Source organism: Pseudomonas cichorii (genome assembly GCF_015471405.1).
Lineage (GTDB): Bacteria > Pseudomonadota > Gammaproteobacteria > Pseudomonadales > Pseudomonadaceae > Aquipseudomonas > Aquipseudomonas serbiensis.
Window position 1 is genome coordinate 334,918 of the sequence record NZ_BLVZ01000005.1, and the last position, 23,003, is coordinate 357,920.

Consider the following 23,003-nt stretch of genomic DNA (forward strand, 5'->3'; position numbering starts at 1 on the left):
CGCATGAACTGGTTAAACCTCGAAAATCTGCTGCTTGAGCCCTCAAAGGATCGGCTGCTGACGCAAGAGCCCGCCCTGAACCACGCACAATTCTGTGAACAGGCATTGCGTCTGGCTGCCGGGCTTCAGGCCCGGAACATCAAACGCCTGGCAGTACACCTTGAGGACGCAGGCGAACTGGCCGTTGCGCTGTTCGGTGCCTGGCGCGCAGATGTAGAGGTATTGCTGCCCGCCGACCTGCAAGGTCAGACCCGCCAACGCTGGGTGAAGCATGTAGACATGTGGCTGACCGATCAGGCTGGCGACACAAAACCAGGCGAATTACAGGACGCAACACCGCTTGCCCCCATGGCGCTGGACCTGGACGAGTGCCGCCTGGACCTTTGTACCTCGGGCTCAAGTGGTGAACCCAAGCTGATCGAAAAGCGCCTGCGACAACTGGCCAATGAAGTCGAAGCACTGGAGCAGCTTTGGGGCGCGGAACTGGGCTCAGCCTGCATCATCGGCAGCGTGGCGTCTCAACATATCTACGGTTTGTTGTTTCGCGTGCTGTGGCCTTTGTGTGCAGCCCGACCGTTCGTTCGCAAACAACTGCCTTTCCCGGAAGACCTGCAACGTGCCAGCCGGGAATATCCGGCATTCGCCTGGGTCGCCAGCCCGGCACTGCTCAAACGAATGGGCGACAACCTGGACTGGGCCAGCCTGAGCGCCGTACGCCGAGTGTTTTCATCCGGCGGGTCGCTACCAACAGATGCAGCACAAGGTCTGCATCAACGTCTGGGGAAATGGCCCACCGAGATTCTCGGCAGCTCAGAAACCGGTGGGATCGCCTGGCGTCAGGGCGAAGACCTCTGGCAAACGTTCGACGGCGTGCAGTTGAGCCAGAACAAAGACGGTGCCCTGTGCATTCGTTCGCCCTATATGCCGCCCGATCATCTCGAACAGACTGCCGATGCTGCTCGCATTGACGAAAATGGCCGTTTCGAGCTGCTGGGACGTCTGGACCGCATCGTCAAGCTTGAAGAAAAACGCATCTCCCTGCCGCTTCTGGAAGAAGCACTGTTGAGCCATGAGTGGATCAACGAGGCACGCCTGGGAGTCATCCAGGAAAGCCGGGCATCGCTGGGCGCCCTGATTGTGCTGAGCCAAACCGGGATGCACGCGCTGCGCAACCAGGGCCGCCGAGCACTGACGCAAGCCCTTCGTCAACATTTGAGCCCACACTGCGAAGCCATCGCTCTTCCGCGCCGCTGGCGCCTGCTGCGACAACTGCCGTTCAACGCCCAAGGCAAGCTCCCGCAGACGCAAATCCAGGCATTGCTCATGGCCCAGCGCCCCAGGCAGCCAGAATTGCTGGAACAACAAACCGTCGATACCGAATTGCATCTGCACCTTCTGGTACCGCCGGATCTGGCTTATTTCAGCGGGCACTTCCCTAGAATCCCGGTGCTGCCCGGCGTGGTGCAAGTCGAGTGGGCGATGCATCTTGGCCAACAACTGTTGGCTGTTCCGCCTGTATTTGCAGGCATTGAAGTGCTCAAGTTCCAGCAACTGGTTCGCCCGGGCGACCAGCTCAAGCTGACCCTGCGCTTCGATGCCGAACGCTCCAAGCTCTATTTCGCTTTCACCAATACCGACGACGCCCCCTGCTCCAGCGGGAGAATTCTCTTGAAGGCCAGCCAGGATGCATAACCCCTGCGCTGTTATTCCGGTCTTCGACCATGAACTGGCCGTGCCCGATGTCGTCAAGGCACTGCGCGCAGCCGGTCTGCCGTGCGTTCTGGTCGACGATGCCAGCAGCCCGAGTTGTGCTGCGGTTCTGCAATCTCTGGCTGAAAACGATCAGGTCTTTCTGGTGTCCCTGTCGGTCAATCAGGGCAAAGGCGGCGCGGTCATGGCCGGGCTTCGGGAAGCCTCACGACTGGGTTTCAGCCATGCGTTGCAAGTCGATGCCGATGGCCAGCATGACCTGAGCGATGTCGCGGTGTTTCTGGACAACTCGCGCCTCCACCCGGAAGCCATCATCTGCGGCTATCCCGAGTATGACGCCAGTGTGCCGAAAGGCCGACTGTATGCACGCTACCTGACCCATGTGTGGGTCTGGATCAATAGCCTGTCATTGCAGATTCGCGATTCGATGTGTGGCTTTCGGGTCTATCCTTTGCCGCCTGTACTGAAACTGATCGATTCCGTGCAAGTCGGCAAACGCATGGACTTCGACCCGGAAATCCTGGTGCGCCTGTCATGGCGCAAGCAACCGATGTACTGGCTGCCGACTCGGGTGCATTACCCGCAGGACGGGCTTTCTCACTTCCGTCTGTTCCATGACAACGCCTTGATTTCCAAAATGCACACCAAGCTGTTCTTCGGCATGCTGATGCGCCTGCCTCTGATCCTCTGGCGGCGGTTGAGGCCATGAGCGAAAACCCGCAGAAGCAGCACTGGGCCAACCACGAAGAACGTGGCAGCTTCCTGCTGATGAAACTCACCGCCTGGGGCGTGCGTGTGCTGGGGCGGCGCGTGCTCAGCCCGGTCTTGTACGGCATCGTTCTGTATTTCTTTCTGTTTGGCCGCCGGGCTCGCCGCAGTATCCGGGAATACCAGCAACGGCTGGCGGACTGGAGCGGCAAGCCGGAACTGCGCCCTACCCAATGGCGGGTTTTCGGGCAGTTCATGGCCTTTGCCGATGCCTTGCTGGACAAGCTTGATGTCTGGAACGGCAAGCTTGGGATCGAGCAGATTGAAATCATCGACCCCGCGCATCTGCGCGATCAGTTGCGAGGCGAACGCGGCCAGTTACTGGTCGGCGCCCATCTGGGCAACCTTGAGGTCTGCCGTGCGCTGGCCGAGCTGGGCGAAAAGGTCACCATGAATGTGCTGGTCCACACCAAGCACGCCGAGCGCTTCAATCGACTGCTGGGGCAGGCCGGCGCAACCAACCTGCGCCTCATACAGGTCAGCGAGCTGGACCCGGCAATCATGCTGCAACTGAGCCAGCGCCTGGACGAAGGCGAATGGCTGGCCATTGCCGGGGATCGCGTCACCCTGCATGGCGGACGCAACGTGCAGGCTGACTTCCTCGGGCAACCGGCCAGTTTCCCCCAAGGCCCATGGTTGCTGGCCGGGCTGCTCAAATGCCCGGTCAATCTGTTTTTCTGCCTGAAAGGCCCGAAAGGTTATCGAGTGATTCTCGAACCCTTCACCGACGCCGTTCAATGGCGCCGCAGCGACCGCGCAGAAGTTATTGCCCATTGGGCCAGCCGGTATGCCGAACGCCTTGGGCACTATTGCCTTGAGGCTCCACAGCAGTGGTTCAATTTCTATCCTTTCTGGAAGTCCGATGACGAATCAAGCTCCTGACACAGTCACGTTTGGCGAACGCGCGCTGCGTATCGAGGACGTTCTGGCCCTTGCCAATCGCCAGGCACCTACGGCCCTGCAAGACGACAGCGCCTTTCGGGAGCGCATCGCCAAAGGCGCGCAGTTCCTTGATTCCCTGCTGGACAAGGAAGGTGTGATTTACGGCGTCACCACCGGCTACGGTGACTCCTGCGTGGTCGCCGTGCCGTTGCAACATGTCGAAGCCCTGCCCCGTCATTTGTACACCTTCCATGGCTGTGGCCTGGGCAGGCTTCTGGATGCACAAGCCACCCGCGCCGTACTGGCAGCACGCTTGCAGTCGCTGTGCCATGGGGTTTCCGGCGTGCGTGTCGAGTTGCTGGAGCGCCTGCAAGCCTTCATCGAACACGACGTATTGCCGCTGATCCCGGAAGAAGGTTCGGTGGGGGCCAGCGGTGACCTGACGCCCCTGTCCTATGTGGCAGCCACCTTGTCCGGCGAACGTGAAGTGATGTTCCGTGGCGAGCGACGTCAGGCCAGCGATGTGCATCGCGAACTGGGTTGGCAACCCCTCAGACTCAGACCCAAGGAAGCACTGGCACTCATGAACGGTACAGCCGTCATGACCGGTCTGGCTTGCCTGGCTTTCGCCCGCGCCGACTACCTGCTGCAACTGGCAACCCGTATCACGGCCCTGAATGTCGTGGCGCTGCAAGGCAACCCGGAGCATTTCGACGAGCGCCTGTTCGCCGCCAAACCTCATCCGGGCCAGACACAAGTCGCCGCCTGGCTGCGTCAGGATCTGGCCATCGATGCGCCCACCGCGCCGCTGCATCGCCTGCAGGATCGCTACTCGCTGCGTTGCGCGCCCCATGTGCTGGGCGTGCTGGCCGACAGCCTGAACTGGTTGCGCTCGTTCATCGAAACCGAGCTCAACAGTGCCAACGACAATCCGATCATCGATGCAGAAGCCGAGCGTGTTCTGCATGGCGGGCACTTCTACGGCGGGCATATCGCCTTTGCCATGGACAGCCTGAAAACCCTGGTTGCCAACGTCGCCGACCTGCTGGACCGGCAACTGGCCTTGTTGGTGGACACTCGCTACAACCACGGCCTGCCGAGCAACCTGTCCGGCGCCAGCAGTGAACGGGCCATGCTCAATCATGGCTTCAAGGCCGTACAGATCGGTGCCAGCGCCTGGACCGCCGAAGCCCTGAAAAACACCATGCCCGCCAGCGTGTTCTCGCGCTCGACCGAATGCCATAACCAGGACAAGGTCAGCATGGGCACGATTGCTGCCAGGGATGCCATTCGGGTACTGGAACTGACCGAGCAAGTCGCCGCCGCTACGCTGATCGCCGCCAATCAAGGGGTCTGGCTGCGCAGCCAGGCAGATGACGCACGTGCATTGCCACCGGCCCTGGCAGCCATGCACGAACAACTGGCACGTGACTTCCCGCCGGTCATCGAAGACCGAGCGCTGGAAGCCGAGCTGCGCCTGTGCCTGAAGCACATCGCCAACCGCCACTGGAGGTTACATGCGCAGTAAGGGTTTCATTCACGTCGACACTGAAGTGTTGGTGCCATTTTTCGATGTCGACATGATGAACATCGTCTGGCACGGCCACTACGTCAAATACCTGGAAATCGCTCGCTGTGCGTTGCTGGACCATATCGGCCACAACTACGCCCACATGCTTGAATCCGGTTATGGCTGGCCCGTGATCGACCTGCAATTGCGCTACATGCGTGGTGCCGTATTCGGTCAGAAACTGATCGTGCGCGCCAGTCTGGTGGAGTGGGAAAACCGTCTGAAGATCAACTACCTGATCACCGATGCAGTCACCGGGGAGCGCATGACACGCGCCAGTACCGTGCAGGTCGCCGTGCATGTGGAAAGCCGCGAGATGCAACTGGCTTCACCTCAGGTCTTTATCGACGCCATTCAAAAGGCCCTGCCATGAACCGTGCTATGCGGGCGTTGTGCCTGCTCGGTCTGATGTGCCTGCCGTCACTGGCTCTGGCGTTCGATCTACAGCAACTGAGCGATCAGTTGGCCAAACCTGTCGTGGTACAAGGCAACTTCGTTCAGGAAAAACACCTGCGCGCACTGCCGAACCCCTTGCTCAGCAAAGGCCGCTTCGTCCTGTCCAGAGAATTCGGCTTGCTCTGGCTGCTGGAGACGCCACTGAAACAGGATTACCGCATCACGACTGCCGGTATCGCTCGCCGTGAAACGCCGGGCAGCGGCCCATGGAAACTCCTGCCGGGCAAAAGCGCAGGAGCCGAGCAGAACCGTCTTTTTCTCGCCGTATTGCAAGGCGACAGCAGCGGCCTGCAACGGGACTTCGAGCTGCAATTGAAAGGCGATGCACAGGCCTGGCACCTCACACTCATCCCGCGCTCGCTGCTGCTGCAACAAGTGTTCAAGCAGATCAATATCGACGGTGGTGAACTGGTGCAACGCATCGAACTACTGGAAACCCAAGGCGACAGCACGGTCCTGAAAATGCTCGACAGCAGCAGCTCCCAGGCCTTGACCGATGTGCAGCGCAATGACTTCGTCAACTGAGCGCCTGCTGCCGCGCCTGTTCCTGCTGATTCTGGCGGGCGTTCTGGCCCTGGCCGGGTGGCAGTGGCATGACCGCTCGCCGCTGTCGGCCAACCTCATGGAGCTGGTCCCCGGCACCAACACCGATGCATTGGTATTGCGTGCCGAACAGCGTATGCAGGAACCGCTCAATCGGGAAATGCTGGTACTGGTCGGGCATGCCGATAGCCAGCAGGCCATCGAACTCGCTCGTCGATTAAGCGAACAATGGCAAGCCAGCGGGCTGTTCGAGAAAGTGCAGTGGACTCTGCAAGCGGATCTGCCTGCCTTGCGCAATCAACTGTTGCAGGGCCGGTTGGCAATGTTGCCAGACACAGACCGTAACCAGTTGATCAACGATCCACAGGCATTCATCGAGCAGCGCGTACAAAGCCTGTTCGATCCATTTGCCGGTTTCAGCCTGGTATCGGGCCAGGACGACTGGCTGGGCCTGACTGGACGAATTCAGAACGGGCTGCCGAAACAAGGCTCGGTCCAGCCGGATCTTGCCAGCGGCGCATTGATTGCGGTGGCCGATGACAAAAGCTGGGTATTGCTGCGCTCACGCACTCGCAGCGATGCATTCGACATGCACCTGCCCACTCAGGTCGCAAGCCTGTTGGACACTGCTCGCGAGCAGGCAAAACAGGCCGATGGCCAGCTACTCGCAGCCAGCGGCCTGTTGTATGCCGCCAATGGCCAGAAGCAAGCCAGCCGGGAGATTACCTGGGTAGGTGGCGGTGCCACGCTGGGCATTCTGTTACTGCTGTTGCTGGCTTTCCGTCGCTGGAAAGTACTTCTGGCATTCGTGCCAGTGCTGGTAGGCATGCTGTTCGGTGCCGTGGCCTGTGTGGCGTTCTTCGGCAGCATGCATGTGATGACGCTGGTGCTTGGCTCCAGCCTGATCGGCGTCGCCGTGGACTACCCGCTGCATTATCTGTCCAAGAGCTGGAGCCTGAAGCCATGGCGCAGTTGGCCTGCCTTGCGCCTCACATTACCCGGCCTGAGCCTGAGCCTGATCACCAGTTGCATTGGTTATCTGGCCCTGGCCTGGACACCCTTTCCGGCCTTGACACAAATCGCCGTGTTCTCGGCAGCCGGTCTGATCGGGGCCTATCTCACAGCGGTCTGCCTGTTGCCTGCGTTGCTCGCCAAGGTCGAAATACGGCCGGCGCAATGGCCTCTTGCTCTGGCACAGCACATGCTCGATTGCCGCGCAGCCTTGTTACGGCGCGTGAGTACACCTGTCCTGCTGGCGGCGCTGATGGCGTTCTGTGCAACGGGGCTTTGGCAACTGACCACCCGCAACGACATCCGCCAATGGGTCTCGGCTCCTCAGGCATTAACGGACGAAGCCCAGGCCATTGCGCGCATCACCGGCTACCAGCCCACCAGCCAGTTCTTTCTTGTTCGCGGCAAGGACGAGCAGCAATTGCTGGACCGACAATCAGACCTCATGCAACGGCTCGATCAGTTGGTCAATGTGGGCAAGTTGCAGGGGTACATGGCGCTCAATCAACTGGTTGCATCGCCTGCCGATCAAGAGGCCACACGTAACGCACTCTCCAGGCTGGAGCCGCTTTGGCAGCCTCTGGTTCAACTGGGCGTTCCGGCCAGCGCCTTGCAAACCGAACTGAGTCGACTGCAAACGCTGCCGACACAAGATATCGACCTCGCGCTGACAGGCCCGCTCAGCGAGCCCTGGCGTACGCTCTGGCTTGGCCATAACGATGATGGCGTGGCTGCCATCGTGAGTTTGCGAGGGCTGAACAACCCCGCTCTGTTACGGGTTCAGGCGCAAGGGCTGGAAGGTGTACAACTCGTGGATCGTCTGGGCGAGCTCAATAGCGTATTCGCTGCCACCCAGATCAGCGCTGCCGAGCTGAAGCTGCTGTCCTGCGTCTTGATCGTCCTGTTGTTGATCGTGCCATTCGGCCTGAACGGTGCCTTGCGCATTGTCGCCCTGCCCTTGCTGGCGGCCCTGTGCAGCCTGGCAAGTCTGGGCTGGCTCGGTCAGCCGCTGACTCTCTTCAGCCTGTTCGGCCTGCTGCTGGTTACGGCGATCAGTGTCGATTACGCCATTCTCATGCGCGAACAGATTGGTGGCGCCGCCGTCAGTCTGCTGGGCACTCTGCTGGCGGCTATCACCACCTGGCTCTCGTTCGGCCTGCTGGCGATATCCAGCACACCGGCAATCAGCAATTTCGGACTGTCCGTCAGCCTTGGGCTGGCTTTCAGTTTCATCCTTGCGCCCTGGGCAAGTCCGAAGAAGGAGCATCGCTCGTGATGATCCTTCTGTTCTGGCTGATGGCGCTATTGGCCTTTGCCCTGGCAACCTGGGCGGGTCAGCGACTGGGCCTGATTCCTATCGTCAGCCAGTTGCTGCTGGCAACCTTTGGCTTGCCGCTGTTGATGTTGTTCTGGATAGAGCCGCACTGGCAACTGAGCGGCGCGCAACTGGTATCGCCGGTATGGCTCAAGACCTTGTACGGCCTGGCCTTCGCGATAGTCCTGGGGCATATCCTCAGTGATGTCATCGACGCCAGACTGGACCGGCACAGCCTGAAAGTGGCAATACCAAGCTTTCTGGTGCCCTTCCTGACAGGTCTGGCCTGTGCGCTATGGCTGTTGCCGGATCAGTCCTGGCTCAGTTCGCTGGCGATTGGGCTGGTGTTCGCCATCACCGCGATCCCGGTGCTTTATCTCTACCTGCAACACATCGGCTACCCGCCCCAGGCGACACGCCGTCTGGTACAAACCGCGATCCTTATCGATCTGGCCTGCTGGAGCCTGTTCGCCCTGGGCCAGGGCAGCCTGAAACCCGCCAGCCTGTTACTGCCGTTGCTGGGAGCCTGCATTCCCTTGCTGTTTCGCCTGCTGGGCCTGCGCCAGCCGTTGCTCTATAGCGTGACCTTCTTCGCGCTGCTGGTGGTAGCAGAACATTACAAACTCAACGCGCTGATCTTTGGCATTGGCTATCTGCTGTGCATGTCACGCCTGGGGCAAACCTGGACGCTGCCGTTGTCTGCAACCGTGTTCAAGCGTTTGCAGAACCAGTTGGCAATCCCGTTGCTGCTGATCTTCGGCATTGTGCAAATCAATATCCACAGCGCCATGAGCACCTTGAGCTGGCTGCAACTGGGCGCGCTGATCGTCGTGCCCATCGTCAGCAAGATGCTGGGAAACTGGATCGGCCTGCGCTGGGCTCCGCCCTCTTTTGCAGGTGCAAGCCGCTGGCGCGAAAGCGTACTGCTGAATATCCGCGGGCTGAGCGAGATCGTTTTTCTCAACCTTCTGCTGCAACAGCAACTCATCAGCCCGGCGCTGTATTTCGCGCTGATGCTGATGAGCCTGCTGGCGACCCTCATGCCCGCACTGGCTGGCATGGGGCGTAAGCCATTGCCGTCTTCCCTTACAACCGACCAACCGATAAGGAACTCTTGTGCCCATCACTGATATGGAAAACCGGCAGGTTGTCGTCATTGGTGCCGGCCCTGCCGGTGCTATCGCCGCCGCTTTGCTCAAACGCAAGGGCCATGACGTTCTGATCATCGAACGCCAGTTGTTTCCACGCTTCTCCATTGGTGAAAGCCTGCTCTCCCATTGCCTGGACTTCGTTGAAGAAGCCGGAATGCTCGAAGCGGTCGAAGCGGCCGGTTTCCAGAAGAAAAACGGTGCTGCCTTTGCTTTCGGTGAGCAATACAGCGATTTCGATTTCGGTGACACATTCAGCAACGGCAAACCCACGACCTTTCAAGTGCAGCGCGCCGAATTCGACAAGCTGCTGGCCGATCAGGCAGCGCTGCAAGGCGTCGAAATCCGCTATCTACAGGAAATCATCAACGTCGACTTCAGCGGCCCGCAACCGACGCTGAACGTTCGTCGTGAAGACGGCAGCGAATACAGCGTGCGGGCTCTGTTCGTGCTCGATGCCAGCGGCTATGGTCGCGTACTGCCGCGCCTGCTCGACCTTGAAGCACCGTCTGGCTTCCCGGTACGCCAAGCCGTATTCACCCACATCGAAGACCATATCGAAAGCCCGCCCTTCGACCGCGAAAAGATCCTGATCAGCATTCACCCTGAGCACCGGGATGTCTGGTTCTGGTCGATTCCGTTCAGCAATGGCCGCTGCTCCCTGGGCGTGGTGGCTTCGGCTGAACGCTTCAAGGACAAACCGCAGGACCTGGACGCCTGCCTGCAAGCATTCGTCGATGAAACGCCACAACTCAAGAATGTGCTGAAAAATGCCGTCTGGGATACTCCGGCACGGACCATTGGCGGCTACTCGGCTAACGTCAAAACCCTGCACGGCCCAGGCTTCGCACTGCTGGGCAACGCGGCGGAATTTCTCGACCCGGTGTTCTCGTCCGGCGTGACCATTGCCATGCGCTCGGCAAGCATGGCCGCAAACCTGTTGAGCCGGCAGTTGCAAGGCGAAAGCGTGGACTGGGAAACCGGGTTCGCCATCCCGCTCAAACGCGGCGTCGACACCTTCCGCGCCTATGTCGAAGGTTGGTATGACAACAGTTTCCAGGACGTCATTTTCTACCCCCACAGCACCCCTGAAATCCGCCGCATGATCAGCGCAATCCTGGCTGGCTATGCCTGGGACGAACACAATCCCTTTGTCAGCGAGTCCAAACGTCGGTTACGGATGCTGGCCGAGTTCTGTTCGAGTAAAGCTTCATGAACCAGCCATTTCTGAGCGACAGCTATGTAGAAGAAACCCGTTTCGGTTTCTGGTTCCTGCGCAGCCACACCTGGCAACATCACGTCCTGCGGGTTGCCATCAATGATTTGCGCACGCTGTTCAATGACCAGCCGCCTGAAGCACCGGTGCTACTCGATGCCGGTTGCGGGCAAGGCAAGTCATTCCAGTACCTGCGTCAGGTATTCGCACCTTCACGCTTGCTGGGCGTGGACGCCGACCCTCACAGTCTGGACATGAGCCATGCAGAGGCTCGCCGCCAGGGCATCGATATCGAGTTGATCGGCAGTGATTGCGCCGCTCTGCAACTGCCGGATGCCAGCGTCGACATGCTGTTCTGCCACCAGACCTTTCATCATCTGGTCGAGCAGGAAAAATCCATTGCCGAGTTCTATCGCGTGCTGAAGCCGGGCGGTTATCTACTGTTCGCCGAGTCCACCGAGGCCTATATCGATACCTGGGTGATCCGCTGGCTGTTTCGCCACCCGATGCATGTGCAGAAAAGCGCTGAGCAGTATCTGGAGATGATTCGCGGCCAGGGTTTCGAGTTTGAAGCGAAAAATGTCTCGTATCCCTATCTGTGGTGGAGCCGCTCCAGGGATTTCGGCTTGCTGGAGCGCTTGAAGCTGCGCAAACCCAAACCGTTCGGGCAGCGCGAAGAAACCCTGGTCAATGTCGTGGCCCGCAAGCCGCTGAACGGCGAGACGTCATGATCCGCGTATGGTTTTTCGTGCTTCTGCTGCTCGGCGGCTGCGCCAGCCAGGCACCGCTGCCCGCAGTCATGCCGGAGTTGCAGTTGCCGATGCAACTGCACATTCAGCGTGAACAGGCCGATCAGCGCCAGGACTGGCTGCTGATCATCCAGCGTGAACAGGCAGGGCTGCGCTGGTCCCTGATGGACCCGCTGGGCATTCCACAAGCGCGCCAGCTGTTGATTGAGGGCAAGTGGCAGGCCGATGGTCTGCTGCCCCCGAACCCTGAGGCGCGTGAGCTGTTCGCGGCACTGCTCTTTGCCATGACGCCGCACGAAAATCTGCCCATCAGTTATCCTGCTGCGCAAAGCCAACAGATGCAGCGCCGCCTCGATGACCGCTGGCGGGTCGACTATCGCTCTGCCAATGTCTTTACGCTGAAGCTCAAGGAAGGGCTGAGTTATGAAATCACCCCCTTGAATGTCGAGACGCCACAATGACTGCCTACCTCAATGCCATGGGGCTGATCTGTGCCTTGGGCAATGGTCCTGAAGAGGTATCGCGCAAGCTGTTTGCCGCCGACAGCTGCGGGATGGTTGCAGAAAGCGGTTGGGTGCCTGATCGGGTATTGCCCGTCGGTGCGATCAAAGATGCACTGGCTCCCATCCCGGCGTCATTAAGCTCACAGGGCAGCCGCAACAATCAGTTGCTGCTGACTGCCGCGCTGCAGATCGAAGACGATATTCGCCAGGCCATCGAACGCTATGGTGCCGAGCGTATCGGGGTAATTCTGGGCACCAGCACTTCAGGCATCGACGAAGCCAGTAGCAGCATGGCAACCTGGTTACGCGACCAGAGCTTTCCCGAGCATTACGACTATCAGCAGCAGGAACTGGGGGCGCCAGCGACCTTTCTGGCGTCCTGGTTACAATTGCGCGGCCCGGCCTACGTGATTTCCACCGCCTGTACATCCAGCGCACGCGCCTTGCTCAGCGCACGGCGGGCTTTGGACATGGGTCTGTGCGATGCCGTTCTGTGTGGTGGCGTGGACAGCCTCTGCAAGCTGACGCTCAACGGCTTTTCGGCACTGGAAGCCGTATCACAACGACGCTGCAATCCCTTTTCCATCAACCGCGACGGCATCAATATCGGCGAAGCGGCAGTCCTGTTTCTCATGACCCGTGAAGCCAGCGGCACACACTCGATTGCCCTGCTTGGTGCCGGCGCCAGTTGCGACGCTCACCACATCTCCGCGCCCGAACCCAGCGGTCGTGGGGCCCGGGAAGCCATGCAACAGGCACTGGACAATGCACAACTCGTTGCGCAGCAAATCGGTTATCTGAACCTGCACGGCACAGCGACCCAGCACAATGACGCCATGGAAAGCCTGGCCGTGCATGCGGTATTCCCCGACGGCGTTCCCTGCTCCTCGACCAAACCGCTCAGCGGCCATACCCTCGGTGCCGCCGGAGCCCTGGAAATAGCGTTCTGCTGGCTCACACTGGCACCGCAGAACAGCGAACACGCCTTGCCTCCGCATCTGTGGGACGGCCAGGCCGATCCATTGTTGCCTGCGTTGCAATGGACATTGCCCGGAGCGCATCTGTCGCCCACTGACTCTCGCTACCTGATGAGCAATTCCTTTGCCTTCGGCGGTAACAACATCAGCCTGATTATCGGAGATGCCCCATGATCGATTGGCCGCTCGCCGAGTTGATCCCCCATGCTGCCGACATGATCCTTATCGATCAGGTCTTGAGCTTTGACGAAGAACAGATCCAGACACGAGTAACCGTGCGCCCCGATGGCTTGTTCAGCCAGCCGGACGGCAGCCTTCCTGCCTGGGTCGGCGTAGAGCTGATGGCCCAGAGTGTTGCGGCCTATGCCGGTTGTCAGGCCCGTCTGCAGGGCGAACCCGTCCAGTTGGGCTTCCTGCTCGGCAGCCGGAAGTTCGAATGCAATGTCGGGCATTTCCCGGCAGGCAGCGAACTGGAGATCCATGCAACACGCTCATTGCAGGACGAAAGCGGCATGGGTGTCTTTGAATGCAACCTGACCGGCCCGGACATCCAGGCCTTTGCCCGCCTTAGCGTCTATTGCCCACCCAATGCTGCCCAATACCTGACCGAAGGAGCCCTGGCATGACTGAATCGATACTGGTCACCGGCTCCAGCCGTGGAATAGGCCGCGCCATTGCATTGCGTCTGGCCCAGGCCGGATATGACCTGGTCCTGCATTGCCGCAGCGGTCGCAGTGAAGCCGAAGCCGTACAGGCAGAAATCATCGCGCTGGGTCGTCAGGCCCGCGTTCTGCAATTCGATGTTTCCGATCGTGCCGCCTGCAAGGCAATTCTCGAACAGGATGTTGAAACCCATGGCGCCTATTATGGCGTGGTGCTCAACGCTGGCCTGACTCGCGATGGCGCCTTTCCGGCTCTCAGCGAAGAAGACTGGGATCAGGTACTGCGCACCAACCTCGACGGTTTCTACAACGTGCTGCACCCGGTCATGATGCCGATGATTCGCCGTCGTGCCGCAGGCCGGATTGTGTGCATCACTTCGGTTTCCGGCCTGATCGGCAATCGCGGACAAGTCAATTACAGCGCATCCAAGGCAGGCCTGATCGGCGCAGCCAAGGCTCTGGCCATCGAGCTTGGCAAACGCAAGATCACCGTCAACTGCGTCGCGCCGGGCCTGATCGATACAGCCATGCTGGACGAAAACGTTCCGGTGGACGAACTGATGAAAATGATCCCGGCCCAGCGCATGGGCACGCCTGAAGAGGTTGCAGGCGCGGTGAACTTCCTGATGTCCGCAGAGGCCGCTTACATCACTCGCCAGGTCCTGGCCGTCAACGGAGGCTTGTGCTGATGAAGCGCGTTGTCGTTACCGGCATGTCCGGCATTACTTCACTGGGCAGCGACTGGGCCAGCATCGAAGCCAACTTTACTGCCAATCGCAGTGGCATCCGGCGCATGGGCGAGTGGGATCGTTTCCCCGAACTCAATACCCGACTGGCCGGGCCTGTCGATGACTTCGCGGTCCCCGAACACTGGACACGCAAGCAGTTGCGCAGCATGGGGCGGGTATCGCGTCTGGCGGTGAGCGCATCGGAAAAAGCCCTGATCGATGCAGGATTACTGAACGACCCGATCATTCGCGACGGGCGCATGGGCACCGCATGTGGCTCATCCACGGGCAGCACCGACGATATAAAAGCGTTCGGCAACATGCTGCTCAACTCCGTGGCAGAGGGGCTGAACGCCAACTCCTATGTGCGGATGATGCCCCACACCACAGCCGCCAATATAAGCATCTTCTTCGGCCTGACCGGACGTTTGATCCCGACATCCAGTGCCTGCACCAGCGGCAGCCAGGGCATCGGCTATGCCTATGAGGCGATCAAGTTCGGGCGCTTGCCGCTGATGCTGGCGGGTGGCGCGGAGGAACTGTGCCCCACCGAAGCTATGGTCTTTGATGCGCTGTACGCCACCAGCCTGAAAAACGACGCACCACACACCAGTCCAAGGCCTTACGACAGCGGCCGCGACGGGCTGGTGATTGGTGAAGGCGCCGGCATGATGGTGCTCGAAGAGCTTGAGCATGCGCTGGCCCGAGGCGCACATATCCATGCCGAAATCGTCGGTTTCGGCAGCAATGCCGATGGTGCCCACAGCACACGCCCGGAGCAGATCACCATGCGTCGCGCCATGGAGTTGGCTCTGGAGGACGCCAACCTGCCACCCGAGGCTGTCGGCTACGTCAACGGCCATGGCACTGCGACCGAACAGGGCGATATCGCCGAAACCCTGGCGACCAGCAGCCTCTTTGGCCCGCGCATGCCGATCAGCTCGCAGAAGAGCTTTTTCGGTCACACGCTCGGAGCCTGTGGGGCTCTGGAATCATGGTTCAGCATCGAAATGCTCAAACGCGACCGTTACATCCACACGCTCAACCTCGACAGCATCGACCCTCAATGTGGCGAACTGGATTACCTGATCGGCGAACCCCGGCAGATGAGCAACGAGTATGTGATGAACAACAACTTTGCGTTTGGCGGGGTCAATACTTCGCTGATCTTCCGCCGCTGGCACTAAACCGATCTACCTACGGAGTAAAGGGAATGAATCTGATCCACCGCATCGTCGCCTTGATGGCCTTGGCCTTGCTGCTCGGGGGCTGTACCAGCAAGCCGGTGTACAACGCCAAGGAAAACTTCGCCAGCGAGATGGGTTTCAGCAACGAGCAGATGAGCCGTGCAATCGTTACTGCACTCAATGACCGCCAATGGGTCGTGCAATCGGTCAAACCGGGGATGATCAAGGCCGCTATCACCGTGCGGGGCCGTCATCATGCCGAAGTCGATATTCCGTACACCCCGACCTCGTTTGAAATCGACTACCGCAGCAGTACCGGCCTGGATTACAAGGACGGCCAGATCCACCGTAACTACAACCGCTGGATCAACCTGCTGCGTGAAAGAATCCTCAAGGAGCTGTCGATCAATCCAGGCATCCAGGACTTCAATGCGGGGCATCGTCAATGACGACGTGATGATCTGGCGCAGGATGAACGCAAATCCTTGTGGGAGGGGGCTTGCCCGCGACGGGGCAAGACGGTATCTACCGGCCAGTCACCAGCTCAAAGAACGCCTTGGCCATTGGTGACTGTTCATCCTTTCTCTGTACCAGCCACACCGCGCTGGTTGCCGCCGGGTCCAGCAAGGTTCTATAGACCACGCCTTCGATGCGCATTCGCTGATAGGGAGCGGGCAGAACCGTCACGCCAAGGCCTGCCGCCACCAGCCCGATGATGGTCATTACCTCTCCAGCCTCCTGGGTAATCAAGGGGCTGAAACCGGCTTCTCGCGCCAACTCCAGTATCTGAGCGTACAAACCGCTGCCGTAAGTACGAGGGAAAAACACGAACGGCTCGGCAGCCAGCTCCGACATATAAAGCCCCTGCTCGCTGCCCGCGGCCAAAGGATGGTCAGAACGCATGATCGCTACCAGCGGTTCACGCAGCAGCTCGAAAGACACCAATGAATCCGGCAAGGCAAGCGGACGCATGATGCCGACCTGTATCGACTTGTCCTCCAGTTGCTCGGACACATCCTTGCTGGTCATTTCCTTCAAGGCCAGGTGTACAGCCGGGTAGGTCTGGCGAAAGGCGAAGATCGCCTGCGGGATGCTGGACGTAAAAGGTGCAGAGGCCGTGAAACCGATTTTCAACTCCCCAAGCTCACCCAGTTGCGCCCGGCGCGCCACATCGGCGGCCTTGTCGACCTGCGCCAGTACGCCACGAGCCTCTTCGAGAAACAGCCGCCCGGCCTCGCTCAGTTGCACCCGTCGGTTGGTGCGATCGAACAAGCGCGCGCCAAGCTCCTGCTCCAGCGTCTGAATCTGCTGGCTCAGCGGTGGCTGGGAAATACCCAGCACTTGAGCGGCACGTCCGAAATGCAGCTCTTCGGCAACCGCGATGAAGTAACGCAAATGGCGCAATTCCATGCGGCCTCCGATCAAGTCGTTTTACATATCAAACAGGTCGAACAATATATTGGATTGAATGATTTCAGCGCTATATGCTTTTTTCATTACATGCCTGCCGCACCCCCGAGGTCCATCGTGAACCCTGCCGCTGCCCCGCTCTCCACTGAACAACAGCCCACAGCTGCCGCAGGCGACAGCTATATCGAAAAGAACACACCGGCGTTCACAAGAACGGTGCTGGCACTGTTCGCTGGTGGATTCGCAACCTTCGCCCTGTTGTATTGCGTGCAACCGATGATGCCGCTGTTGTCCCAGGAGTTCTCGATCAATGCAGCGCAAAGCAGCCTGATCCTGTCGGTTGCGACGGCGATGCTCGCCATTGGCCTGTTGATCACCGGACCGATTTCCGACCGGCTGGGACGCAAGCCAGTGATGGTGCTGGCGCTGTTCTGCGCAGCCATCTCGACCATTGCCAGCGCCCTGATGCCCAGTTGGGAAGGCGTACTCATCACCCGCGCTCTGGTCGGCCTGTCGCTCAGCGGGCTGGCGGCGGTGGCCATGACTTACCTCAGCGAGGAAATCCATCCGATGCACCTTGGCCTGGCCATGGGGCTTTATATCGGCGGTAGCGCCGTCGGCGGCATGAGCGGACGGCTGATTACCGGGGTGATGATCGATTACGTAAGCTGGCATACCGCGATGCTGGTGGTCGGCGGTATGGCACTGATTGCAGCAGCTGTGTTCTGGAGAATCCTGCCCGAGTCCCGCAACTTCCAGCCCCGCTCGCTGCATCCGCGCAGCCTGCTGGACGGCTTCGTCGTACAATTTCGCGATGCCGGGCTGCCGTTGCTGTTTCTGCTCGCCTTTCTGCTGATGGGCGCGTTCGTCACCCTCTTCAACTACATCGGCTATCGCCTGCTGACCGAACCCTACAACCTGAGCCAGGCGGTGGTGGGCGTGTTCTCGGTGGTTTACCTGTCGGGTATCTACAGCTCCGCACAGATCGGCGCACTGGGCGACAGACTGGGGCGGCGCAAAGTGCTGTGGGCAGTGATCGTCATGATGCTGATCGGCCTGGCCCTGACCCTGTTCACCCCGCTGGCAGTCATCATTGTCGGTGTCTTGATCTTCACCTTCGGCTTCTTCGGCGCTCATTCGCTCGCCAGCAGTTGGGTCGGGCGCAGAGCCGTCAAAGCCAGAGGCCAGGCCACTTCGCTGTATCTGTTCTGCTATTACGCCGGCTCAAGCGTGGCCGGAACCGGCGGTGGCGTGTTCTGGCATTACGCAGGCTGGAATGGCATCGGGCTGTTTATTGGCACACTGCTGCTGATCGCACTGGGCGTAGCCTTGCGGCTGTCGAGGTTGCAGCCGCTGGCGGCAAAGGTCTAGACACAGACTGAACGCTGGCAGACACGGCAAGCCAAGGTACACTGGCGCATCTGCCAGACTTGGTAAAGGAAACCAGCATGCGCCTCGACCATCTCCACCTACAGAATTTTCGTTGTTACGAAGATGCCCGCTTTGACTTCCAGCCGGGGTTCAACCTCGTGGTTGGGGTCAATGGGAGTGGGAAGACGTCGTTGTTGCAAGGGGTGGCGGTGTCTCTTGTGCCGTTTGGCAACTCGATGGGATGTGACGAAAATAACTTACCTGCCGAAGATGTTCGCTTCGCTATTGATAAATACGAAGGGCGAAGCCGGTTTGAACGCAAACTTCCTGTTTTCATAAAAGCCGAGGGTGATATTTTTGGCCTTCCGGACTGGGGAGCGATAAAGCTGGCTGATATCTGGGAAGCAGGTATCAACCCATCATTCCTCAAGCATATGGAAGAAGTACATTCCAAGTGGAATGCGGGTGAGCGTATCGATCTACCGGTACTGGCTTTTTATCGCGCCAATCGCCGGTGGAAAAGCGCCAACGTATCGGCAGAGTTTTCGGCACAACAGAAAATATCCCGTTTCGATGGCTACCTGAACTGGTTCGACGCCGTAGCCGATCTACGCGACTTTGAAAGCTGGTTGATTGCCAGAACCCTAGAACGTCTTCAGGACCGCTTGGACTCGCACTCTAACAGCGAGCCCGATGATGAACTCAAGTGGGTGAACAAGGCGATACGGCTTGCACTTCCAGATGCGCTCGACCTCAGATATGACTTGAGGCTGCAAAGTCTGGTAGTAGATATGGGGCCAGGCAAGACCGTCCCGTTCCAAGATCTGAGTGATGGGCAGCGCAGTTTGATTGCTCTGATAGCCGATATTGCGCGCCGGATGTGCATCCTTAATCCACAGATGGGTAAAGATGTTCTGGAGAACACCAATGGCATCGTGATTATCGATGAGTTGGACATACACCTTCACCCAGCCTGGCAACGCAATATTGCCCCTACGCTCAAAAAAGCGTTCCCGAAAGTACAATTCATTGCCACCAGCCATTCCCCCCAAGTCATCGGCAGCCTGCAACCAGAAGAAGTCATTCTGCTGCATAACGGCGACAGCTCTCATCCAAGAGTGACCTATGGGCTGGACTCCAGCAGCATCCTGGCGGAGGTCATGGGCGTAGAGCAGCGCCTGCCTGAGATCGAAGAGCTACTCAACGAGATGTTTACCTCTCTGGAAAACAACGAACTCGAAAAGGCCAGGCAACAACTCAAGGCACTAAAGAAAAAAGCACCCGACCTACCCGAGTATGCGGGTGCTGAAGCGTTGCTCAGGCGCAAGGAGATCATTGGTCGATGAAGCGTGTAGTCAAAGGAACTGAACCTGCTTCGTTTACCCAATGGAAGGCCAGCGCAAACGAGGATTGGACACCCACTTACCCAATCCTGCAAAACCCGCAAAAACGGGATTTGCATAACAGCTTGCTGGAAGAGCAAAACTTCTTTTGCTGTTACTGCGGCACAGAGATAGGCCTCGATAGCAGCCACATCGAACATTTCAGGCCACAAGAGGATTACGGCCCTCTGGCCCTGGAATATAAAAATCTCCATGCATCCTGCCTGCGAGAAACCAAGCCGGGAAACCCGCTGCACTGCGGCCATCACAAGAGCAACTGGTTCGATGAAAACCTGCACATCGCACCAACAGATAAAAACTGTGAGCAACGTTTCCGCTACCTGCTGACGGGCGTAATTCAGGAAGCACACGTCACAGACCTGGCAGCGGCAAAAATGATCGAGAAACTTGCCCTTGATATCGCTTACCTGAACCAACGACGGCAGGCAGCCATAAGAAAAGTCTTCGATGACCAGTTCCTGGATGATGTCAGCGATATGGAGCTACAGAAAATCGTTAGCGCACTACGCTCGGCAACCAATGACAAACAGATAGCCTTCGATCATGTGATTGCACGTTATGCAGAGCAATTGCTGCCGTAATAACGAACCGCATGCCTGCACATGAAAACGCCCGGCAAAAACCGGGCGTTTTCATGACCGCAATAACGAATTACTGGTGATACTGCGCCGAAAGCTCATGTACGGCTTCAATAAAGGCGCCCGCATTGGCCGGGTCGACTTCAGGGGTGATGCCGTGGCCGAGGTTGAAGACGTGGCCGGTGCCGCTGCCGTAACTAGCCAGAATGCGGGCCACTTCCTGACGGATGGCTTCAGGGCGTGCATAGAGGACGGTCGGGTCCATGTTGCCTTGCAGCGCAACCTTGTTACCGACGCGCTGACGGGCTTCGCCAAGGTCGCAGGTCCAGTCCAGGCCCAGTGCATCGGCGCCGGCATAGGCGATACTTTCCAGCCACAGACCGCCACCCTTGGTGAACAGAATGACCGGAACCTTGCGGCCGTCGTGCTCGCGAATCAGGCCACTGACGATCTTGCGCATATAGGCCAGCGAGAACTCCTGATAAGCCGCTGCGGACAGACTGCCACCCCAGCTATCGAAGATCTGCACTGCCTGAGCGCCCGCCAGGATCTGGCCATTGAGGTACGAAGTCACCGACTGCGCCAGCTTGTCGAGCAGCAGGTGCATGGCCTGCGGGTTCTCATAAAGCATGGCCTTGGATTTGCGGAAGTCTTTCGAGGAGCCGCCTTCGACCATATAAGTGGCCAGCGTCCATGGGCTGCCAGAGAAACCGATCAGCGGGACGCGACCATTAAGCTCGCGACGGATGGTGCTGACCGCATTCATCACATAACCCAGGTCTTGCTGTGCATCGGGAATCGGCAGGGCTTCGATGTCGGCCAGAGTGCTGACAGTTTTCTTGAAGCGTGGGCCTTCGCCCGTCTCGAAATACAGGCCCAGGCCCATTGCATCGGGAACGGTGAGGATATCGGAGAACAGGATCGCAGCATCCAGCGGGTAACGATCCAGAGGCTGCAACGTGACCTCACAAGCGAATTCGGCGTTCTTGCACAGGCTCATGAAATCCCCCGCCCTGGCGCGGCTGGCGCGGTATTCAGGCAAGTAGCGACCGGCCTGACGCATCATCCAGACAGGCGTGACGTCTACGGGTTGCTTGAGCAGGGCACGAAGGAAACGGTCGTTCTTCAGGGCAGTCATGTCGGCATCCGCAAAAAAAGTGCGGGCATTTTCTCAGAGCTCGACACAAAAGGCACGGCAAGAGCCGTTTCTTTTCTCTATTGGGGTGATCAGCTTTAAGCTGCAAGCTTTAAGCGGCAAGCTAGAAGCAGAAAAGCCTGCCTTTGCTTACCGCTTGTAGCTTGTAGCTTGTAGCTTGTAGCTTGTAGCTTGTAGCTTGTAGCTTGTAGCTTACAACTTGAAGCTGCCGCCATCAGACGCCCAGATAATCCAGAATCCCTTCAGCCGCATTACGGCCTTCAAAGATTGCGGTGACCACGAGGTCGGAGCCGCGCACCATGTCGCCGCCCGCGAAGATTTTCGGGTTGCTGGTCTGGTGCTTGAATTTCGCCTGTTCCGGGGCAATAACGCGGCCCTGGCTGTCGGTGTTGATGCCGAACTGCTCGAACCATGGCGCCGGGCTTGGACGGAAACCGAAAGCGATGACCACGGCATCTGCCGGGATGATTTCTTCGGAGCCCGGAATCGGCTCAGGGCTGCGGCGACCGCGGGCGTCAGGCTCGCCAAGGCGAGTCTCGACCACTTTCACACCTTCAACCTTGCCGTCACCAACGATGGCGATTGGCTGGCGGTTGTAGAGGAACTTCACGCCCTCTTCCTTGGCGTTCTTCACTTCCTTGCGCGAACCCGGCATGTTTTCTTCGTCGCGACGATAAGCGCAAGTCACCGATTTGGCGCCCTGACGGATCGACGTACGGTTGCAGTCCATCGCGGTGTCACCACCGCCCAGAACCACAACTTTCTTGCCTTTCATGTCGACGAAATCTTCCGGCGACTTCTCGAAGCCCAGATTGCGGTTGACGTTGGCAATCAGGAAGTCGAGCGCATCGTGTACGCCCGGCAGCTCTTCACCGGCAAAACCGCCCTTCATGTAGGTGTAGGTTCCCATACCCATGAACACGGCATCGAACTCTTCAAGCAGTTGATCGACGGTGACGTCCTTGCCGACTTCGGTATTGAGGCGGAACTCGATACCCATGCCGGTGAACACTTCACGGCGATTGCTCAATACGCTTTTCTCAAGCTTGAACTCGGGAATACCGAAGGTCAGCAGACCGCCGATTTCCGGGTTCTTGTCGAAGACCACCGGCGTCACGCCGCCACGTACCAGAACATCGGCACAACCCAGGCCAGCCGGGCCTGCGCCGATGATCGCGACGCGCTTGCCGGTCGGCACGACGCGGGACATGTCCGGACGCCAGCCCATGGCGAACGCCGTGTCGGTGATGTACTTCTCGACCGAACCGATGGTGACGGCACCAAAACCGTCATTGAGGGTGCAGGCACCCTCGCACAGACGGTCTTGCGGACATACGCGGCCGCAGACTTCCGGCAGGGTATTGGTCTGGTGCGACAGCTCGGCGGCCGCCAGGATATTGCCTTCGGACACCAGTTTCAGCCAGTTGGGGATGAAGTTGTGTACCGGGCACTTCCACTCGCAATACGGGTTACCGCAACCAAGGCAACGGTGAGCCTGATCGGCCGACTGCTGGGGCTTGAAAGGTTCGTAGATCTCCACGAACTCTTTCTTGCGCTGGCGCAGCAGCTTCTTCTTCGGATCTTTACGCCCGACATCGATGAACTGGAAGTCGTTACTGAGACGTTCAGCCATACTCTGGAACCTCTACACGGCAGCCTC

At 59.0% G+C, this 23,003-nt stretch carries 22 protein-coding genes; 19 read left to right on the forward strand and 3 right to left on the reverse strand.

The window, feature by feature from the left end; translation table 11 throughout:
- Positions 1 to 3: 3 nt before the first annotated feature.
- From JL015_RS09585 to JL015_RS09660, 16 genes are read left to right on the forward strand one after another with little or no spacing between them, the layout of a single operon-like run.
- Positions 4 to 1,692 (forward strand): acyl-CoA synthetase family protein, encoded by a 1,689-nt coding sequence (locus JL015_RS09585; RefSeq protein ID WP_201018372.1) that lies wholly within the window; start codon positions 4 to 6, stop codon positions 1,690 to 1,692.
- Positions 1,685 to 2,419 carry a glycosyltransferase family 2 protein gene (locus JL015_RS09590; RefSeq protein WP_201018295.1) on the forward strand — a complete coding sequence of 245 codons (735 nt, stop codon included), beginning with the start codon at positions 1,685 to 1,687 and terminating at the stop codon, positions 2,417 to 2,419. Before JL015_RS09585 ends, JL015_RS09590 begins: the two co-directional genes overlap by 8 nt.
- Complete coding sequence (locus JL015_RS09595; protein WP_201018296.1) at positions 2,416 to 3,360, forward strand: LpxL/LpxP family acyltransferase; 945 nt, start codon at positions 2,416 to 2,418, stop codon at positions 3,358 to 3,360. Before JL015_RS09590 ends, JL015_RS09595 begins: the two co-directional genes overlap by 4 nt.
- The gene (locus JL015_RS09600; RefSeq protein ID WP_201018297.1) at positions 3,341 to 4,888 is read left to right on the forward strand and encodes an HAL/PAL/TAL family ammonia-lyase; all 1,548 of its coding nucleotides are present in this window, start codon (positions 3,341 to 3,343) and stop codon (positions 4,886 to 4,888) included. The genes JL015_RS09595 and JL015_RS09600 overlap by 20 nt, the downstream gene beginning before the upstream one ends.
- Positions 4,878 to 5,303 carry an acyl-CoA thioesterase gene (locus JL015_RS09605; RefSeq protein ID WP_201018298.1) on the forward strand — a complete coding sequence of 142 codons (426 nt, stop codon included), beginning with the start codon at positions 4,878 to 4,880 and terminating at the stop codon, positions 5,301 to 5,303. Before JL015_RS09600 ends, JL015_RS09605 begins: the two co-directional genes overlap by 11 nt.
- Complete coding sequence (locus tag JL015_RS09610) at positions 5,300 to 5,911, forward strand: outer membrane lipoprotein carrier protein LolA (RefSeq protein ID WP_201018299.1); 612 nt, start codon at positions 5,300 to 5,302, stop codon at positions 5,909 to 5,911. Before JL015_RS09605 ends, JL015_RS09610 begins: the two co-directional genes overlap by 4 nt.
- Complete coding sequence (locus tag JL015_RS09615; protein ID WP_201018300.1) at positions 5,895 to 8,216, forward strand: MMPL family transporter; 2,322 nt, start codon at positions 5,895 to 5,897, stop codon at positions 8,214 to 8,216. The genes JL015_RS09610 and JL015_RS09615 overlap by 17 nt, the downstream gene beginning before the upstream one ends.
- Positions 8,213 to 9,385 carry a sodium:proton antiporter gene (locus tag JL015_RS09620; RefSeq protein ID WP_201018301.1) on the forward strand — a complete coding sequence of 391 codons (1,173 nt, stop codon included), beginning with the start codon at positions 8,213 to 8,215 and terminating at the stop codon, positions 9,383 to 9,385. Before JL015_RS09615 ends, JL015_RS09620 begins: the two co-directional genes overlap by 4 nt.
- Positions 9,372 to 10,619 (forward strand): NAD(P)/FAD-dependent oxidoreductase, encoded by a 1,248-nt coding sequence (locus tag JL015_RS09625; RefSeq protein ID WP_201018302.1) that lies wholly within the window; start codon positions 9,372 to 9,374, stop codon positions 10,617 to 10,619. Before JL015_RS09620 ends, JL015_RS09625 begins: the two co-directional genes overlap by 14 nt.
- Positions 10,616 to 11,350: a class I SAM-dependent methyltransferase gene (locus tag JL015_RS09630; protein ID WP_201018303.1), complete on the forward strand. Its 735-nt coding sequence runs from the start codon at positions 10,616 to 10,618 to the stop codon at positions 11,348 to 11,350. The genes JL015_RS09625 and JL015_RS09630 overlap by 4 nt, the downstream gene beginning before the upstream one ends.
- The gene (locus JL015_RS09635) at positions 11,347 to 11,829 is read left to right on the forward strand and encodes a hypothetical protein (RefSeq protein WP_201018304.1); all 483 of its coding nucleotides are present in this window, start codon (positions 11,347 to 11,349) and stop codon (positions 11,827 to 11,829) included. The genes JL015_RS09630 and JL015_RS09635 overlap by 4 nt, the downstream gene beginning before the upstream one ends.
- The gene (locus JL015_RS09640) at positions 11,826 to 13,022 is read left to right on the forward strand and encodes a beta-ketoacyl-[acyl-carrier-protein] synthase family protein (protein WP_201018305.1); all 1,197 of its coding nucleotides are present in this window, start codon (positions 11,826 to 11,828) and stop codon (positions 13,020 to 13,022) included. The genes JL015_RS09635 and JL015_RS09640 overlap by 4 nt, the downstream gene beginning before the upstream one ends.
- On the forward strand, positions 13,019 to 13,474 hold the full coding sequence (locus JL015_RS09645) for an ApeP family dehydratase (RefSeq protein ID WP_201018306.1): 456 nt from the start codon (positions 13,019 to 13,021) through the stop codon (positions 13,472 to 13,474). The genes JL015_RS09640 and JL015_RS09645 overlap by 4 nt, the downstream gene beginning before the upstream one ends.
- Positions 13,471 to 14,199: a 3-oxoacyl-ACP reductase FabG gene (fabG, locus tag JL015_RS09650; RefSeq protein ID WP_201018307.1), complete on the forward strand. Its 729-nt coding sequence runs from the start codon at positions 13,471 to 13,473 to the stop codon at positions 14,197 to 14,199. The genes JL015_RS09645 and fabG overlap by 4 nt, the downstream gene beginning before the upstream one ends.
- Positions 14,199 to 15,425: a beta-ketoacyl-ACP synthase gene (locus tag JL015_RS09655; RefSeq protein ID WP_201018308.1), complete on the forward strand. Its 1,227-nt coding sequence runs from the start codon at positions 14,199 to 14,201 to the stop codon at positions 15,423 to 15,425. Before fabG ends, JL015_RS09655 begins: the two co-directional genes overlap by 1 nt.
- A 26-nt stretch (positions 15,426 to 15,451) precedes the next feature.
- A complete protein-coding gene (locus tag JL015_RS09660; RefSeq protein ID WP_201018309.1) occupies positions 15,452 to 15,874 on the forward strand; it encodes a hypothetical protein in 423 nt (140 codons plus the stop codon).
- A gap of 76 nt (positions 15,875 to 15,950) precedes the next feature.
- Here JL015_RS09660 and JL015_RS09665 read toward each other — a convergent pair whose 3' ends face one another.
- Positions 15,951 to 16,835, reverse strand: coding sequence for a LysR family transcriptional regulator (locus JL015_RS09665; protein ID WP_201018310.1), 885 nt, complete (start codon positions 16,833 to 16,835; stop codon positions 15,951 to 15,953).
- A gap of 117 nt (positions 16,836 to 16,952) precedes the next feature.
- Here JL015_RS09665 and JL015_RS09670 point away from each other — a divergent pair, with 117 nt between their 5' ends.
- From JL015_RS09670 to JL015_RS09680, 3 genes are all read left to right on the forward strand, one after another.
- The gene (locus tag JL015_RS09670; protein WP_201018311.1) at positions 16,953 to 18,206 is read left to right on the forward strand and encodes an MFS transporter; all 1,254 of its coding nucleotides are present in this window, start codon (positions 16,953 to 16,955) and stop codon (positions 18,204 to 18,206) included.
- Positions 18,207 to 18,283: 77 nt separating this feature from the next.
- Positions 18,284 to 19,552 (forward strand): AAA family ATPase, encoded by a 1,269-nt coding sequence (locus tag JL015_RS09675; RefSeq protein WP_201018312.1) that lies wholly within the window; start codon positions 18,284 to 18,286, stop codon positions 19,550 to 19,552.
- Entirely contained in the window at positions 19,549 to 20,190 is a 642-nt protein-coding gene (locus tag JL015_RS09680) for a retron system putative HNH endonuclease (RefSeq protein WP_201018313.1), read from the forward strand. The genes JL015_RS09675 and JL015_RS09680 overlap by 4 nt, the downstream gene beginning before the upstream one ends.
- 70 nt (positions 20,191 to 20,260) lie before the next feature.
- Here JL015_RS09680 and hemE read toward each other — a convergent pair whose 3' ends face one another.
- Positions 20,261 to 21,325, reverse strand: a complete 1,065-nt coding sequence (gene hemE / locus JL015_RS09685) for a uroporphyrinogen decarboxylase (RefSeq protein WP_201018314.1) — start codon at positions 21,323 to 21,325, stop codon at positions 20,261 to 20,263.
- Between the two features lie 232 nt (positions 21,326 to 21,557).
- Positions 21,558 to 22,976: an FAD-dependent oxidoreductase gene (locus JL015_RS09690; protein WP_201018315.1), complete on the reverse strand. Its 1,419-nt coding sequence runs from the start codon at positions 22,974 to 22,976 to the stop codon at positions 21,558 to 21,560.
- Positions 22,977 to 23,003 lie beyond the last annotated feature (27 nt).